This window comes from Glycomyces sp. NPDC046736 (genome assembly GCF_040645615.1).
Classification (GTDB): Bacteria; Actinomycetota; Actinomycetes; order Mycobacteriales; family Micromonosporaceae; genus Glycomyces.
In genome coordinates, this window is record NZ_JBEYYO010000020.1 from 68,316 (window position 1) to 84,107 (window position 15,792).

Here is a 15,792-nt window from a genome sequence, read left to right on the forward strand (position 1 = left end):
TCATCCTCGGAATCTTGGTTTGTGGTTGCAAGGCTCTTGTTAAAGGAGCCTATCAGCGTTCAATTCTGCAATCTCACGGACCGCCTCGCGGAATCGCTCTTCCGCGTCTTCGCGCAGTTCATCATAATAAGACTCGTCTCGATTCTCGTCCTCGAAGTCATCCGAGTCGTCCGAGTCATCCGGCTCGAAAGTGCATTCCTCGAAAAGCTGGAAACAGCCGCTAATTCCCTGGAGAATATCTTCGAGTAGATCGAGCGAAGGCCGGAGCGGATCAATAGGGGTAATATCGATCGTTCGCAGAGCTTTCGCCGTCTCCGGATCGTCTTGTGCGTACTGTTTAACCTTGTCTTCAATATCCAGGAATTGAGCAACGATTCGATCGTACGATGGGACTTTCCCTTCGGCAACCTGCAATGCATCTCTAATTAGCAAGGTGACAATCTCTCGAGCCGAAGCACCTTCAGCCATCGGGCCGAGCACTCCGAGCAGCGTTGAAACAGGCAACGCAGTAATATTGTCAGCTTCAGCCGGCGCCATTTCCATTTCGACTCCGGCAGCTTCGCCAGCAACCTCAGCTGCCGCAGCAAGCCAATGAGCTGCAGCAACAGCGGCTGCAGTGGGCTCGACATCTGTGAATAGCTCAGCGGCATCAAGTGGATCACGAGCTAGTATCGAGTTCGCGTGGGCAACTTGAACCGGGGAAGCATCCTCTCGATTAAGGCCGACCGCTTGGACGGCCCTTCCCCGCAAGTCACCCTGCTCAGCGCTTACTACCGCCGCCAGCTCAGCTTCCGCTTCAGAAATAACATGTTCTGTTAGCGTGGCGTCGCCTATCGCGTGCAGCGTTCTTCCCAAACGATGCGGGGCTTCCTGCACCGGGTCGTAGCTGACAATAAGTAGGCCGTTCTCCGCAGGCAGATTTGGTTTTCTGATACTTGAAATGACCGTCTCGAATTCCTTTCGAGACATACTGCGCCGCCAACCTTCCGAGTTTGGCTCCATACTTTCGGCTGCACTAGCCGGATGTGTATAACAACGCCAAAGAACCCTCGACAAAGTGCTCAAATCATCCGCCACACAAAGCGCATCGTCATCAGAGACCGCTTCTGAAACTCGAGTAACTTTTTTCGCAGTCTTCCCAAGGCCGCTGTCCCAGACTGCGATGATCGTTCGATCTTCAGGGTCAACTGCATACTCAGTCATCCGGATCCGCTCCTGTCCATGCCTAAGATGTCTTCTCTCTAAGATCTGATTAAAGCCTGCCGCGCGGGCAGCCCTTTCACCGGCACCCGGAACTGCCCGGATGGGAGCCGGAATTTCAACTTCATGCGCGAGCCGGTAAGCCCCCAGCTGCACTATCCCAAGAGTCTGCCCAATGGTTCTCAGTTTGCAGACCGTCGTCACCGCTTCGTTCTTGTTCTGCGTCCAAGCCTCATCGCTAGGTTCAGCCAGTGTGCTGGCCGCCTCAGTCGTCGTTCTTGGCGTACAGATCACGGTAGAGGGCGGTCGAGTCGGTCGCGGCCGGAGACACGCCGCGGGTGTTTGCAACGGAGGCAGACACGGTCGCGTACTACAACGCGCGCGGGAACCCGCCCGGCAGTTGGCTCGGGTCCGGACTCGGTGGCCTCGATTTGAAACCCGGGGACCGGGTGGTCGAGGAGCAGCTGCGGTTCTTGTTCGGTGAGGGCATGCGCCCGGACGCGCAGCGGGTCATGGACGACTACATGGCCGCCAACGCCCACCGAGTGAGGAAGCCCGGTGACAAGGAGAAGATCGCCGCTGAGGCGGTGCGGGCGGCCCGTCTAGGGAGGGCGTTTCCGAAGTACCAGCACGGCGCTCTTGACTACACCGAGCGGTTCAATCGGCAGGTCGACAAGATCCTGATCGAGCACGGCCGGGAGCCGGCCGCGTCGGAACTACGCGAGGCGCGGAAGGTCGCGGCCCAGAAAAGCAAGCAAGCCGTGGCGGGGTATGACCTGGTTTTCGCGCCGGTGAAATCGGCGTCGATGCTGTGGGCGCTCCACGACTCGCAGCAAGTCCGCGCCCAGGTGAAATGGGCGGACGACGCCGCCGTGGCCGAGGCCCTGAAGTATTTGGAGGAGCACGCGGCGTTCACACGAGTCGGGGCCGGCGGCCCCGCCCAAGTCGACACGAAGGGGCTCGTGGCGGTCGCGTTCGATCACTTCGACAACCGAAACGGCGAGCCGCACCTCCATACCCACCTGGCGGTCGCGAACCGGGTGCAGGCTGCCGGGGACGGGAAGTGGCGGACCATCGACGGGCGCCCGCTCCACTTCATCACGGTGACCGCGGGGGCGGTCTATGACTCGGCGTTCCGTGCCGAACTCTCGAAGCGGCTCGGGGTCGAATGGCGGATGCGCACCGACACGCGAGCAAGCAAGGAACCGGTGTGGGAGATCGCCGGGGTCAAGGACGATTGGATCAAGTCCTTCGCCTCCCGCCGTGAAGGCATCATCGAGCGCTACAACGAACTCGTCGCCGACTACCGCGCCCAGCACGGGCGCACCCCCGACAAGGCAACCGAGCGGCAACTCGCTCGAACCGCGAACCTCGACACCCGCAACGTCAAGGACACTGCGAAGTCGCTGGGCGAGCTGAACGGGATCTGGCGCGGTCAGTTCACCGACCGGTTCGGCACCGACGCCCTCACCGAATTCCGGCGAGCCACAGGGAAGCCCCGATCCGTCTCCACGCTGGTCTCCAGGCTCGACCTACCCGCGCTCGCCGAACAAGTGACCGCGCGGGTGTCGGAGTACCGGGCGGTGTGGAACCGGTGGAACGTCGAAGCCGCCGCCCACCGCACCCTCGCCGAGCACGGCGTCACCCTCACCGACCACACCCATCGGAAGACGCTGATCGAGCAGATCACCGACACCGCATTGGGCGCGAGCATCAGCCTGGAAGCCCCAGCCGTCGTAACCGAACCGGCCGCGCTGCGCCGCAAAGACGGCGTCTCGGTCTTCACCCCGCACGGCGCGGCCCGCTACACCTCCGAGCAGATCATGAGGGCCGAAACCGAGCTCGTCCAAGCCGCCACCATCCCGGGAATCGTGGACGCGGTTCCCGCTGAACGAGCGAAGACGGCCCTCGAAGACTTCGAGCAGCGCGAGCAGCACACCCTGGACGCCGGGCAGCGGAAGCTGCTGGAGTCGTTCGCAACCGACACCCGTCAGATTGTCGCCGGGATCGGTCCGGCCGGGACCGGGAAGACCACCGCCATGCGCGCCCTCGCCCACGTCCTCGACACCGACGGCCGCCGCCTGGTCCCCCTCGCCGCCTCCGGAGCCGCCGCGGCGGTCCTCGCCGCCGAACTCGACCTCCCCGCTGAGAACGTCCACAAGTTCCTCTACGAACACCGTGAAGGCAAGTGGGCTGGCAATCTCGTTCAAGGCGGACCGGTCCCGGCAGGGTTCGAGCAGTTCCGCCTCCGCCCCGGCGACGTAGTCCTAATCGACGAGGCCGGCATGACCGGGACCCTCAACCTTGACCGGCTGCGCCAGATCACCGACCAGCACGGCGCGGCCCTGCGCCTGCTCGGCGACCACTACCAGTTCTCCGCCGTCGAATCCGGCGGCGCCCTCCGCCTCCTCGCTTCGGAGACCCCGACTGTCCTGCTCGACGAAGTCCACCGCTTCCACGACCCCGCCGAAGCCGCCGCCTCACTCCAACTCCGTGAAGGCGACAACACCGCTGTCGACTTCTACGCCGACAACGGCCGCCTCCACGCCGGGAACACCGAAGACCTGCGGGAGCGGGTCTACCAGGTGTGGCTCGCAGACACCCAGGGCGGCAAAGACTCGCTCATGATCGCCGGAACCAACAACGAGGTCACCGCGCTCTCCGCCCGCGCCCGCGAAGATCTTCTCACCGCAGGGAAGGTCGCGGCGGACGGCGTCACTCTCCATGACGGACACCATGCAGGGACCGGCGACCTTATCGTCACCCGCACCTCACGCCGGGACCTCGCCTGCCAGGGCGGCCAGTTCGTCAAGAACGGCGACACCTGGCTAGTGGAGACCCGCCGCGGCGACGATTCCCTGGAGATCCGGCACACCGGGCACGGCGGGCGCCTCGTTCTCCCCGCCTCGTATGTCGCCGAGTCGGTCGAACTCGGCTACGCCGTCACCAGCCACCGGTCCCAGGGCCGCACCGTCGACACCACCCACACGCTGATCGACCCGGAGCTGGCCGGACGCGAAAGCACCTACGTCCCCGCCACCCGAGGCAAAGAAGCCAACCACCTCTACTTCACCACCGACTTCCCCGAGGACCAGCCGCTCACCCCGGACCAGGAACGCTCCGAAGCCCAAGCGGCGTTCGTGCGCGTCCTCGACCGCGACGACGCCGAACGCTCCGCAACCGAGACCCTGCGCGACAACCTCGGCCGCGCCGGCACCATCGCCGACCTCGCCGAAAAACTCGCCTACACCGAAGAACTCCGCGAAGCCCGCTGGAACAACCCCGAACCGCCGAGCCACGATGTACTCGCCCTCGCACCCTGGATCAAGTACCTCCCCACCGGCGACAACCCAGACCCGAACAGTCTCACCGGATGCACCGACGCACTCGCCGACGCTGTCCACGAACGCACCCAACACCTTGCCGTCCAAGCCGTCCAAGGCAAGTTCCACTGGATCGATTACCTCGGCACCGAACCCGAAGACCCGACAGCGAAAACCATGTGGTGGCAGCGCGTCGCCACCGTCTGCGCCGCAACCGAACACACCGGAGGCGACCAGAACAATCCATGGGGCTGGACCCCGAAGACTCCTGACGAGCGCCGCATTCTCGACATCGCCGAGGTCGCCGCCCACCAAGCCCACGACCTCACCACCGGCGCACGCAACCCCGACCATATCCAGCACCCCGAAGTCGAAGTCCACCAAAGGCAACTCGCTCAACAACAGACATCACAGCCTGACCACGGCAGCTACGAGCTCACCCCGCCGGAGATCCCGCTGTACTCGAACGTCCAGGGCTCCATAGGGCCATGCCCCGCGTAGCCGCTCCGCAGGGGCGCGGATCGATCCGCGCCCCTTGACCGGCGCTTTCGCGCTCTTGTCGCACCCGTCGGGTAGATGTAGACATCTGCTAAGCCAGCCAGTCTCAATCTCCGGAAGGTACGAGGTACTGATGGGTGCCGACCGAAAGCAACTTCCAGTCGGCGACGATCGGGCACTTTTCCTTCTCAGCCAAGGACGCTGCTACGCGCCAAACTGCGCGGTTCCCGCGTTCCAGAAGGTCGACGGCCACTACAAGCCCCAACTCCGCCGCGCGCATATCCGCGCGCACAGCCCTGGTGGCCCACGTTACGACCCCAGGATGTCCCAGGAAGAACGAGACAGTTGGATAAACATCCTGCTCCTTTGCGACCGCCACCATGACGACGTGGACTCTAAAGCAAAGGCGTCCGACTTCCCCGTCGCGTTGCTGGTTCAGTGGAAGGAAGAGCGCGAACAGGGTCGCATCGGTGACGTCGCAAGGCTGCGCGGGATCTCAGACCTCGATCTCCAAGAGATGCTCCTACAACAGGTCGAAGGTGTTCTCAACTCGATCGACAAGCTCGAAGGCGTCAGCCGGGAAGTGATCGATGAAATCAAGAGCTTGGTCGAACGCCAGTTCGTAAGTCCTTCTCTTGACACCGACGCCATCGACCTTCTCTTCAACGCAGTCAGGTCACTCCATCAGATGAGCTTCTCGGATGATGTCTCACTTCTTTACCGTGCCACCGACAACCTCAAGCATATGGGTCTTGAGGATCAGGCGAACCTTCTACGAGGTGCCGCAAGTGAGCTCAAATCGCTCCAGGACCTTGACATCTACGCCTTCCAGCAGATTTTCAGAGATTTGGACCGCACAGCTGATCGAATTTCAGAGCAGGTCCGGGAGCTAGACAGGAGTGCCCAGACCCTGCAGGAAGCCGACGAGCAGATCATTGCAAGTCCTCCAACTAACCATCAGACCGGTTGGGCAGCAGACCTTCAGAGAGCCATGCCTCTTATCGCATGGATCTTCTTCACTGGAGTGGCAGCAGGCGGCATCTTGATCGGACTTCTGTGGGCCTGGCGTTCAGGAACATTGTGAAGTATCGCCTCTAAGCCGATCTTCAACTGCCTTCCGGTCTCGTCGCGATGAGTTTCCAAGGCTCTGCCATGCCGCACCACCAATCATCGAGTTTCATTCGACATCAACTGTCTTTCAAGGCGATCAACACCCGCATAGGACTTGAGCGCTGTCAGTGACGCGCCTGCCGAACTATCTCCGACGTCCCGCTAGGGCTCGGGGGTATCAGCAACTCGATCATCAATCACGATGGGAGGAATGTCTCTCCCGCCCTGGGCATCCAGATCTATGGAGTCGACCACCGACGCTGCCAAGTCGTAGACGCGGCGAGCGATGACCCGGTCCCCAACGAACGGAGCCACACCGAAGCTACCTCCATACCCCGCCTCTTCTGCCATTGAGAACAAGACCAAGACGAGCTGGGGACCCGACAGCCTCACACGCAACATGTCATTGCCTTCGTCGGACACACAGTCTTCGCTTGGAGTCCGCCATGAGGTGCGCAGCGAGGACTTGTCGACGACGAAGGCCCAGGTGTCCCTGTGGCAGACGAGTTCAACATTCGAGATCCCTGCCGCCTTCTCCAGGCGGTCTTCTCTCTGCTGGTCCCATCGATTCCGTGCTTCCGCGTCCCTGATCTTCTGCTCAGCACGCTCACGACGACGGCGCGCCTTGGCATCTCGCTCCGCGATCTCCTCCGGAGTAAGGGGTCCTCGTCTGAACCAACCCACGGGCACTACCTCCTGTGATGAATCGATCGCAGATCATGTTATGCGGCGCTTGCGGTAAGAATCAAGATGCAAAATACACCAGCAGCGCGGAAAGCATAGAGAGCCACTGCGAAGTTTCAAGAAGCCCCCTTCACCCCAGCCAATCCGATGCGAGGACCGCACTGCCCTCAATCCACTTAATCGTTAACTCTCACATCAGGAACATCGGTCGATAGCACGAGCACCATCAGAGAATGAATTCTGTCAGATAGTTGACTATCTAAGCGCTGATCCTCTCGGGAACCCCGATGCCCTAGCATCTAGGAGAGTCCAGGAAGCTGTTGCCATCTACGCGTCTTGGGAATATAGTGTGCTGATGAAAAGCGGATCCCATACTTCACCGCCTCCTCACCGCATCGTAATTACCTCTGCTTCCCATGGAGGCAATAGCGCCGAGTTGGAGGTGCTTCGCAAGGTCGCTGGATACGACCCTGACTCGAAAACGTGGGGCTCGTTCCTTAAGACTCGTCTGGATCAGGATGATGTTGAGGGACTTCAGGAGCTCTTTCGGGCTGCCTCAGCGTTCGGTTCGCGTGTCTTGATCGAGACCGCTGAACCTGCCGTAACTGACCGCACCGCCTGAGCAACCAACTCGAACCATGCACGGCAGGCTGGGGCACCTTTTAGGGCTCTCAGGCCCGTCACGGCGTTCGCAGAGAACGAAGGCCCTCTGGCCAGAGTCCCAGCGATTGAACGAACTCCGTCGCATCGGCGTGTTCCGTGAAGTCAAGGAGATTCCCGACTTTCTCTTTCAGGGCTTCACGAACCTCAGCGGGGCTAACGAAGAAAAACTCCTTTCGCGGGTTCGCCTGGTTCATCCTGCGATCAGCGAACTGCCTATGAAGTTCGTTTTCTAGCGTGACTGCATCCTCAGAGAAATATAGAGCGTGGACATCGAACCTGAAAGGAACGGAAGCGCCGCTCAGCTCGGCAATTCGCTCCTCTGGGTACAGTCTTCGCGTCAGGCCGATCTTGACGACGTTCTCGCCGAAAGCCCCTCGGTTAGAAATGACATATACGTATCCAGCACGAATATTCGCAGCCCGGAAGTCATTCTGCTCAATTGCAGCCTTGACCGTGGCGAGGCGCTGCTCCAAATCAGCGTCGACCTCGCCTCTTGAGCGGAGGGCGTCCAGCGCATTCTGCAGGTGCGCCTGCTCTTTATCGAGCCGAGCGCGTTCCTCCGCAAGCTCTCGTTCCACGCGAGCCTGCTCTCGAAGCTGCGCCCGCGCCTCACGCGCAGCCTCCTTTTCTTCCTGCTTCATCATGAGCCAGTCGGCAGTGAGCTCGATCTCCTCGATCCGAAGGGCATGGAACTCATCGCTGATCCGCATCTCCATGAGCGCACCCAGCTTAGCGATCGCGGTGCGTGATGACTCGAGTCGCCGTTTGGCGGTGACGACGTTTCCAAGCCGCAGCGATCGAATGCTGTTGTCTGCCTCGGCGTTGTAGGCCCGCAGCATCAACTTCGACAAATCGGCGGTCATTCGTCGACCCTTAGCCAACGAGTTGTCAAACGTGAACATATTCGATTTGACGATTGCATTTCCGGATTTCACAGTATCAGCAATCCGCGAATTGATATCCTTCAGGCGCTCTTGATAAGCCACCGAATTCTCCAGCGGATGGTGGTACCGATAAATGCTGACGTTCTGAAGAACTTGGTCGTCATCCAAGTTCACCGGCGAAGAATCTGCCGACTGCAGCCTGGAGATCTGCTCTCGCAGAGCTGCGTTCTCCCTCTCAAGGTTTCTGACCCGCGCTTCGCTGCTGACGCTTTCCGGCGGCTGTTCGGACTGCACGCCGCTCGTTGCAGATTCGGTCCTTCCCACCTCTTCATGGACCTGTTCGGTCTCAGGCTGATTCGCCTCGTCGGCGGTCACCCAGATCTGCCAGCCTTCTGGCGGCGTCGGCCACTTCGGATCTGGCGTCCATCCAAGTGGTGGCTTCCACCCCGGCGGCGGCTTCGGCCATCCGGGAGGCGGATTGAATACTGCGCCTTCGGGAATGCTCACGAGCCTCTGATTCCCTTGACCTTTGCGGCCACCAGGCCGAACGGGTTCCTTGAGACAGAGGCTCCGAGGTACTCAAGTGTCGCCGACGGCACGACTGCCTTCAAGTCAACTTCCAAGAACTTCTCTCGAGACGCGCCAACAGCAACGAACGGCAGGTACGTGTCCTTACCGGTCGCAGGATCCGCAGTCTCAGTCCCGATCTCCAGCGAGATGCTCTGAATCAAGCCTCGTCGGTCAGCTTCAAATACTTCGTGCAAGCTACGGAGCGCGACCTGCTGAACCACTTCGGCATATCGATCCTTGGAAGCCTTCTGCGACAACGGAGCCGACGTGATCTCGTCGCTCGCCTTCACATACCGATATGCCTTGATGGTGGGGATCTGACTGGGATCCGGTATCTGAACTCGCAACGAAAGCTCGGCAGTTTCACTGTTGAAGTCGAATTCGGAGTCGACTTCGAAGTTTTCCGGGTACACGGAGTTCGCGAGCACGATTCCGATGTACTGCTGGACTGCTTCTTCGGTGCCGTACCCGAGGTTGGCAATAAGTTCGTCTAGAGCCTTGTTGTGCTCCAGGACTTCCTTCTCTCGCTTAGCACACGCCTTATCGTACGCAGCTCGCTCCTTCGCGAGAGCATCCTTTCTGGCCTGCTCAGCGATCTGATATTGATCTATCTGAGCCTGGCGTCTTCTCGGAAGCTCTTGAAGCTCGAGCTGCCACCGTCGGTACGCCTCAGCAAATGCTGCTTCGGCCCTAATCGTCGCTTCCTCGAGCTTCTTCTTTCGGCCGAACAAACCCGTTGGCTTCTCGACTGGCATGCGCACCGGCTCAGGCGGATCTTGAATCGGGATCGGCTGAGGCAAGGGAGCGTCCAATCCCTTGGGATCGAACGGTGGATGCTGCACGGCTCTGCGAAGACGTTCAAGATCAACATAGTCGTCAACCTCAAGCGTTGCGGCGAGCAGATTGTCCAGCCTGTCATACTCTGCTTCCAGCGTGGCGTTCCGCTGGTTGACTTCAGCCTGCATAGCCTCCACGTGAGCCGCGGCGGCCTCGCGTTCCAGCCTCTTCCGCTCCGCCTCAGAAGCTCGCTGAGCAGCGAGTCTGGCGCGCTCCTCAGCGCGCCGGGCTTGCTCCGCTCGCCTAATTGCTGCATCTCTCTGCCTTTGCGCAGCCCGCTGGCGCTGCTCGGCCAGACGTGCCTGATGCTGCATCTCCGCGAAGAACCCTCTTCTGCGCCCCACGCATGCCTCCTAGAAACAGTTCGATGATTTTACGATAGAAGCATTTTCGTGTCCAGTAGCGACGTCGACCCCAATGCCCAGGAAACCAGACAAATTGCCCCAACAAATGCCGGATGGCGTCTGCCGGTGAATCTGGATTGATCAGCCCTGAGCCTTGCGAGCCATTTCGGCTTGGATTCGGCCCATCTCCTTGACCAGGGCTTCCATTGACATGTCCTCAAGGGGCGGGGCGGGCTCGGCCGCAAGTTGGCGTTGGGAGGGGATCTTGGTGGTGTCGTTGCGGATGTTCTGAAGGGCGTTCAGGGTCTTGTCGTCGTTGCCCTTGAGTTTGCGGACGTACTTGGCGGTGGTGACGATGCTCTTGTGGCCTACGCGGTCTCGGACGGATTCGAGGTCGGCTCCTCCGGCGAGGAGCCAGCTGATGTGGGTGGCTCGGAGGTCGTGGACTCGGATTCGGGACTTGATGCCGACAGCTTCGAGGGCGGGGTACCAGATGTGGCGGCGGAACCACCAGCCTGGGACGTGGCCTTCGGGGTTGAGGGCCTTCTTGGCGGGCTGCTTGGAGTCGTGGGTGTCGAGGCCGACCGCCCGGCGGGAGGCTCGGTATTGGGCGTAGGCGCCTCGGCAGTACTCGCAGCGGCACTTGGCGAGCTGGTAGGCGGTGGTGGTGCCGTGGTGGTACTGGCGGCCGGCGGCGTTGGGTGGGGTGAGGCCGAGGTCGTCGGGGTGCGGGATGAGTTTGGCGGGTTCTTCGGGCGGCTCGTAGGTGAAGAGGAGGTCGTCTCCGGACTTGCCGGTGATCTCCAGGTAGCGGTCGACCTTCTTCGCGAAAGGTTCGGAGACTTTGACTTCGAGGGGCTTCTTGCCTTTGGGGTAGGGCTTGACGCGGAAGGAGAGGCCGTCGGGGTCAAGGTTGGGGCGGACCTTGATGACGGCTCTGGAGACCTTGAAGGTGCGTTCGGTGGAGTGCCAGTCCTTGGCGCGGAGTTCGGTCAGCTCACCCCAGCGGAAGCCTGTCTCGATGTCGGTCTCGAGGAGCATCTGCATCTCGAAGTCGGCGATCTCGAGGAAGACGGCGTCGAACTCTTCGACCGTCAGGATTTCCTTCTCGGCCTCGGGGACGGGCGGGAGCTTGATGCCCTTGCAGGGGTGGAGGTAGATGAGGCCGTCGTTCAGGGCCGTCTTGAAGATGGCGCTGAGGGGGCTCATGGTCTTCTTGAGGTTCGCAGGGGAGACGCCTTGGTCCTTGCGCATCCAGGTGACCCATTCGCGGACGTCGGCGGGGTAGATCTGGTTCATGGGGAGGGGACCGAACCAGGGCTTCAGGTACTTCCGGATGCGGTATTCGTAGTCGTCGGCCGAGGACTGCTCGATCACGTGGTTGGGGAACCAGGTGTCGGTGACGTACTGCTCGAACTTGACGCGGCCGCCCTTGGCGTCGACGATGCGACCGTCGGCGATTCGGGCTTCCGCGGTCTGCCAGGCCTTGTCGGATTCTTTCTCGGTGGCGTAGGTGCCCTCGTAGACGGTCTCGCCGCGCATGTCGCGGAAGTAGGCTCTGTAGGTCGTCCGGCCCTTCTTGGAGAGGTGGGGAACGCTCCAGCCCATTGATATCTCCTATGTGGAACCCGTGGTGGCACCGTGGTAGCAGACGGGGGTGTCAGCCCTCGATGAAACCTGGTCGTTTCAGTCAGGAGTTGACAACTGAAACAAGCCATCTACCAGCAGGTTCACACAGGTTTAGGCCTGTGACCAGCGATCTGTCGAAACGACAGGGAAGCCCTCTCAAGGCGGAAACGGCGGTTCGAATCCGCTCGGGAGTACCAGTTTTTACAGCCTCGGCTTTTGCCGGGGCTGTTTTTTGTTGTGTGGGTTAGCGGGCGTCGAGGCGGGTGCGGGCCTTTTGTGGGGTGGCCGCGTGGTGGTCGAGATCGTTCCAGGGGTCGGGTTTTCGGGAGAGGCGGCGGTGGAGTTTTGCGGTGGTGAAGGTGTTGGGGGTGGCGCGGGTGAGTTCGGGCCAGTCGAGGGGAGTCGCGACCGGGGTGCCGGGGCGGGCGCGGAGGGAGTAGGGGGCGATGAAGGTCTGGGCGTGGCCGTTTCGGTTGACGTCCAGGAAGATGCGGTCGCCGCGGCGGTTCTTGCGGTGGGCCGTGGTGAGGCGGTCGGGGTCGTCGGCGGCGAGGCGGGCGGCAATGTCCGCGGCGATCGCGCGCACGAACGGGAAGTCCGCGGAGCGGTCGAGCGGGGCCAGGACGTGGAAGCCGCGGCCGCCGGTGGCCTGCACGAACGGGGTCAGGCCGATCTCGGTGAACAGGTCGCGGGCGCGGCGCGCGACCGAGCGGAGTTCGGCGACCTCGACGCCGTCCGGCGGGTCGATGTCGATCACGAGCCGGTCGGGATGGTCGAGGTCGTCGGCGGTCGCGGTCTGGATGTGGAACTCGATGACCGAGAGGTTCGCGAGGTACAAGAGCGTCGCGGCGTCCTCGCACACCACGTAGCGGTTGGAGCCCTCGCTGTGGCGGTGCGCGATCTCGACGGTGCGGATCCAGTCGGGGAAGTGGTCCCCGGCGTCCTTCTGGAAGAACCCGTCGCCGCCGATCCCGTGCGGGAAGCGGCGCAGCGTCAGGGGGCGGCCCGCCAGGTGCGGGAGCATCGCCTCGGCCACGGTCAGGTAGTGGACGAGCAGGTCGTCCTTGGTGAAGCCTTCGCCTGGATAGAGGACCTTGTCGAGGTGCGAGAGCGCGACGTCGTGCCCGTCGAGGTGGATCACGGGAGCCATGTCAGGCCTCCCGCACCACGTCGCGGGCGGGCTTGTCGGTGCGTTCGCCGAGGTAGCGCGGGTGGCGCAGGCGGCCGTCGGCGGTCCACTCGGTGAAGCCGACCTGGACGACCAGCTCGGGGCGGGCCCAGTGCGGGCTCGGTTCGGTGACTTCGTCCGCGAACGGGTTCTGGTCGGTAGCGATCGCGTCGAGGCGGGCTCGCAGGGTTCGGAGGGTGCGGTCGTCGTAGCCGGTGCCGACCTTCCCCGCGTAGCGCAGGGCGCCGTTCTCGTAGTGGCCCAACAGGAGCGCGCCGAAGCCGAGGCGCGAGCCCTGCGGGTCGGTGAAGCCGCCGACCACGAACTCCTGGCCCCGCAGGCATTTGAACTTGAGCCAGTCCTTGGAGCGCCCGGGCCGGTAGCGGGAATCGGCCCGCTTGGCGATCACGCCTTCCCAGCCGCGTTCGCAGGCCTGGGCGAAGTAGGCCTCGCCTTCGCCGTTGCGGTGGGCCGAGAACCGCAGCGGGTCCTCGAAGTCGAACGCGCGGCGCAGGAGGCGCTTGCGGTCGCGCAGAGGCATGCGGGTCAGGTCCTCCCCCGCGACCGAGAGGAGGTCGAACAGGTAGAAGCGGACCGCGACGCCGGTCGCGGCGATCTCGTCGGCGTCGGTCAGGTGCAGGCGCGATTGGAGGCGGTGGAAGCTGGTCTGGCTGCCGTCGAAGGCCACGATCTCGCCGTCGGCGATGAACTGGGGCCCGCCGAGGTCGGCGAGCGCGTCGATGAGCTCGGGGAAGCTCTGGTCGATGCGCCGCTCGGTGCGCGACCACAGCTGCGGCGCCTCGCCGTCGCGGGCGGCGATCGCGCGCATGCCGTCGAGTTTGCGCTCGAAGATCCAGTCAGGGTTCGAGAAGCGGCGCTCGGTGAGCGCGGCGAGCATCGGCTGCCGGAACAGGGCCCGGTTCATCACCTGAGCGTAGAGCCGAACATGAACAAAGATCACTCATTGCGTGTGATCAGTGACCGAGAGTGTCATGCTGAGGTCATGCCAGGGGCGATTTGGAACGGGTCGATCGGGTTCGGGCTGGTGAGCATCCCGGTCAAGCTGCACTCGGCGACGAGCAACCACGACCCGGCGCTGCACCAATACCACGCCGAGGACGGCGGGCGCATCCGCTACCGCAAGGTCTGCGAGATCGACGACGAGACCGTGCCGCCCGAGGACATCGTCAAGGGCGTCGAGGTCGGCGACGACGTGGTGCTCCTGAACGACGACGACCTCGCCGACCTCCCGGTGAGCTCCTCGAAGACCGCCGAGGTCGTCGAGTTCGTGCCCGACGAGCAGATCGACCCCATCCACTACGAGCGGTCCTACTACGCCGAGCCGGACAAGGCCGCGGGCAAGCCGTACGTGCTGCTGCGCCAGGCGCTCGCCGAATCGGGCAAGATCGCGATCGTGCGGATCACGCTGCGGCGCAGGGAGACGCTCGCCGCGTTGCGTCCCCGCGGCGAAGTGTTGACCTTGCACACGATGCTCTGGCCCGACGAGATCCGTGAGCCCGGGTTCAGCGGCGTCGGCGGCGAGGCGACCAAGCAGGAGCTGGCGATGGCGGGCACGCTCATCGAGTCGATGTCGGCCGACTTCGACCCCGACGAGTACAGCGACGCCTACCGCGAGGCCCTTGAGCAGCTCATCGCCGACAAGCAGGACGGGCGGGAGGCTCCGTCCAAGCAGCGCCGGGCCGAACCGAAGGCCAAGGTCATCAACCTGATGGACGCGCTCCAGAAGAGCGTCGACGCGAAGGAGTCCGGCCGCGGGCGGGGCGCGAAGCAGTCGGCCAAGAAGGCCACGGCGAAGAAGTCCGCCAAGAAGGCCACCGGCCGCAAGCGCGCGGCGAAGAAGACGACCGCGAAGAAGACCGCGGCCCGCAAACGAAAGAGCGCGTGAGCCACGGCGTGTCCCGTGGATACGGATCCGAAAACGCGCCCGCGGCCCGACAATGGGGGTATGGCGGCCGAATCGGGGGCGATCTTGCAGGAGCGGTATCCGCTGCCGGAATGGGTGGTCGACTCCCCGTTCAAGCAGGAACTGACCTTGGCGGTGGCCGACGCGATCGGCGCGGCGACCGAGCGCTGGCCGCTCTTCGAGGGCGAAGGGGCCCCGCTTGACTACGCCTCGTACGTGACGCGGGCGGTGCTCGGCGCGATCGCGCCGCTGCTCGAATGGCTCAACGAGAGCCCCACGGACGGCTACAGCTACCCGGGCGACCCGCTGGTCTCCTACATCTCGCAGCTGGCCTTGACGCGGCCCGGCGAGACACCGGACGCGGGCCGGTACCGCGAGCTGCTCGGGCTCTACAGCGAGTACCTGCGGGCCCGCGCGCTGCACTTCGACCCGGGCGGGAGGGCCGGTTGAGGGCATGGCTCGGCCGCGTCGGGGTACCCCAGGGGCGAGTAGAGGGGGAACCATGCCTGACATGCTGACGCTGACCGCCATCGCGGCGCTCGTGGACCCGTACGAACCGGGGCCGGGCGATCCGGTGCCCGGAGGCCCGCCCGATCCCGACCCGCTGAACCCGAACCCGGGCAACCCGCCGGACCCGAACGACCCGGACCCGACGCGGCCGCTCCCGGACGAACCGGTCCCGCCGCAGCCCAGGTGAACGGGGGTCGCTTCGCAGCAAGCCGGAGTGAAGGGGTTCGGCCCGCGCCTGTCGGGGCGGGGGCGCGGATCGCGGTGGCGGGGGCGTTAGAATCGCAGGTCGACACGCCGTCAGCCTCATTCATAAAGCCGCACAACGGGAATAGAATGCACCAAGAGACCGGAGACCGGAGACCGGAGACCGGAGACCGGAGACCGGAGACCGGAGACCGGAGACCGGAGACCGGAGACCGGAGACCGGAGACCGGAGACCGGAGACACG

13 protein-coding genes are annotated in these 15,792 nt (G+C 63.2%); 5 read left to right on the top strand and 8 right to left on the bottom strand.

Annotated features, from left to right (window positions below; all coding sequences use genetic code 11):
- Positions 1-39 precede the first annotated feature (39 nt).
- Entirely contained in the window at positions 40-1,203 is a 1,164-nt protein-coding gene (locus AB0B28_RS18785; RefSeq protein ID WP_360122796.1) for a hypothetical protein, read from the bottom strand.
- A 335-nt stretch (positions 1,204-1,538) separates the two neighbouring features.
- Here AB0B28_RS18785 and mobF point away from each other — a divergent pair, with 335 nt between their 5' ends.
- Positions 1,539-5,024: a MobF family relaxase gene (mobF, locus tag AB0B28_RS18790; RefSeq protein WP_360122799.1), complete on the top strand. Its 3,486-nt coding sequence runs from the start codon at positions 1,539-1,541 to the stop codon at positions 5,022-5,024.
- Positions 5,025-5,127: 103 nt separating this feature from the next.
- Here the strand turns inward: mobF and AB0B28_RS18795 are convergent, their stop codons facing one another.
- A complete protein-coding gene (locus AB0B28_RS18795; protein WP_360122802.1) occupies positions 5,128-5,403 on the bottom strand; it encodes a hypothetical protein in 276 nt (91 codons plus the stop codon).
- Positions 5,404-5,409: 6 nt separating this feature from the next.
- Here AB0B28_RS18795 and AB0B28_RS18800 point away from each other — a divergent pair, with 6 nt between their 5' ends.
- Positions 5,410-6,105, top strand: a complete 696-nt coding sequence (locus AB0B28_RS18800; RefSeq protein ID WP_360122805.1) for a hypothetical protein — start codon at positions 5,410-5,412, stop codon at positions 6,103-6,105.
- A gap of 188 nt (positions 6,106-6,293) precedes the next feature.
- Here the strand turns inward: AB0B28_RS18800 and AB0B28_RS18805 are convergent, their stop codons facing one another.
- The 6 genes from AB0B28_RS18805 to ligD (AB0B28_RS18830) all read right to left on the bottom strand — a co-directional run bounded on the left by AB0B28_RS18805 (position 6,294) and on the right by ligD (AB0B28_RS18830) (position 13,835).
- Entirely contained in the window at positions 6,294-6,815 is a 522-nt protein-coding gene (locus AB0B28_RS18805) for a hypothetical protein (protein ID WP_360122808.1), read from the bottom strand.
- 680 nt (positions 6,816-7,495) lie between these two features.
- Positions 7,496-8,869, bottom strand: a complete 1,374-nt coding sequence (locus AB0B28_RS18810; protein WP_360122811.1) for a DUF4041 domain-containing protein — start codon at positions 8,867-8,869, stop codon at positions 7,496-7,498.
- Positions 8,866-10,113, bottom strand: coding sequence for a hypothetical protein (locus AB0B28_RS18815; protein WP_360122814.1), 1,248 nt, complete (start codon positions 10,111-10,113; stop codon positions 8,866-8,868). The genes AB0B28_RS18810 and AB0B28_RS18815 overlap by 4 nt, the downstream gene beginning before the upstream one ends.
- A 141-nt stretch (positions 10,114-10,254) precedes the next feature.
- Complete coding sequence (locus AB0B28_RS18820) at positions 10,255-11,721, bottom strand: tyrosine-type recombinase/integrase (protein WP_360122817.1); 1,467 nt, start codon at positions 11,719-11,721, stop codon at positions 10,255-10,257.
- A gap of 265 nt (positions 11,722-11,986) precedes the next feature.
- Entirely contained in the window at positions 11,987-12,892 is a 906-nt protein-coding gene (gene ligD, locus AB0B28_RS18825) for a non-homologous end-joining DNA ligase (RefSeq protein WP_360122819.1), read from the bottom strand.
- A gap of 1 nt (position 12,893) precedes the next feature.
- Positions 12,894-13,835: a non-homologous end-joining DNA ligase gene (ligD, locus tag AB0B28_RS18830; RefSeq protein WP_360122822.1), complete on the bottom strand. Its 942-nt coding sequence runs from the start codon at positions 13,833-13,835 to the stop codon at positions 12,894-12,896.
- A gap of 78 nt (positions 13,836-13,913) precedes the next feature.
- Here ligD (AB0B28_RS18830) and AB0B28_RS18835 point away from each other — a divergent pair, with 78 nt between their 5' ends.
- The 3 genes from AB0B28_RS18835 to AB0B28_RS18845 are packed head-to-tail and all read left to right on the top strand — an operon-like array spanning position 13,914 to position 15,531.
- Positions 13,914-14,816 (top strand): Ku protein, encoded by a 903-nt coding sequence (locus AB0B28_RS18835; RefSeq protein WP_360122825.1) that lies wholly within the window; start codon positions 13,914-13,916, stop codon positions 14,814-14,816.
- A 60-nt stretch (positions 14,817-14,876) separates the two neighbouring features.
- Positions 14,877-15,284: a hypothetical protein gene (locus AB0B28_RS18840; protein WP_360122828.1), complete on the top strand. Its 408-nt coding sequence runs from the start codon at positions 14,877-14,879 to the stop codon at positions 15,282-15,284.
- Between the two features lie 52 nt (positions 15,285-15,336).
- Positions 15,337-15,531: a hypothetical protein gene (locus tag AB0B28_RS18845; protein WP_360122831.1), complete on the top strand. Its 195-nt coding sequence runs from the start codon at positions 15,337-15,339 to the stop codon at positions 15,529-15,531.
- The last annotated feature ends 261 nt before the right edge of the window (positions 15,532-15,792 follow it).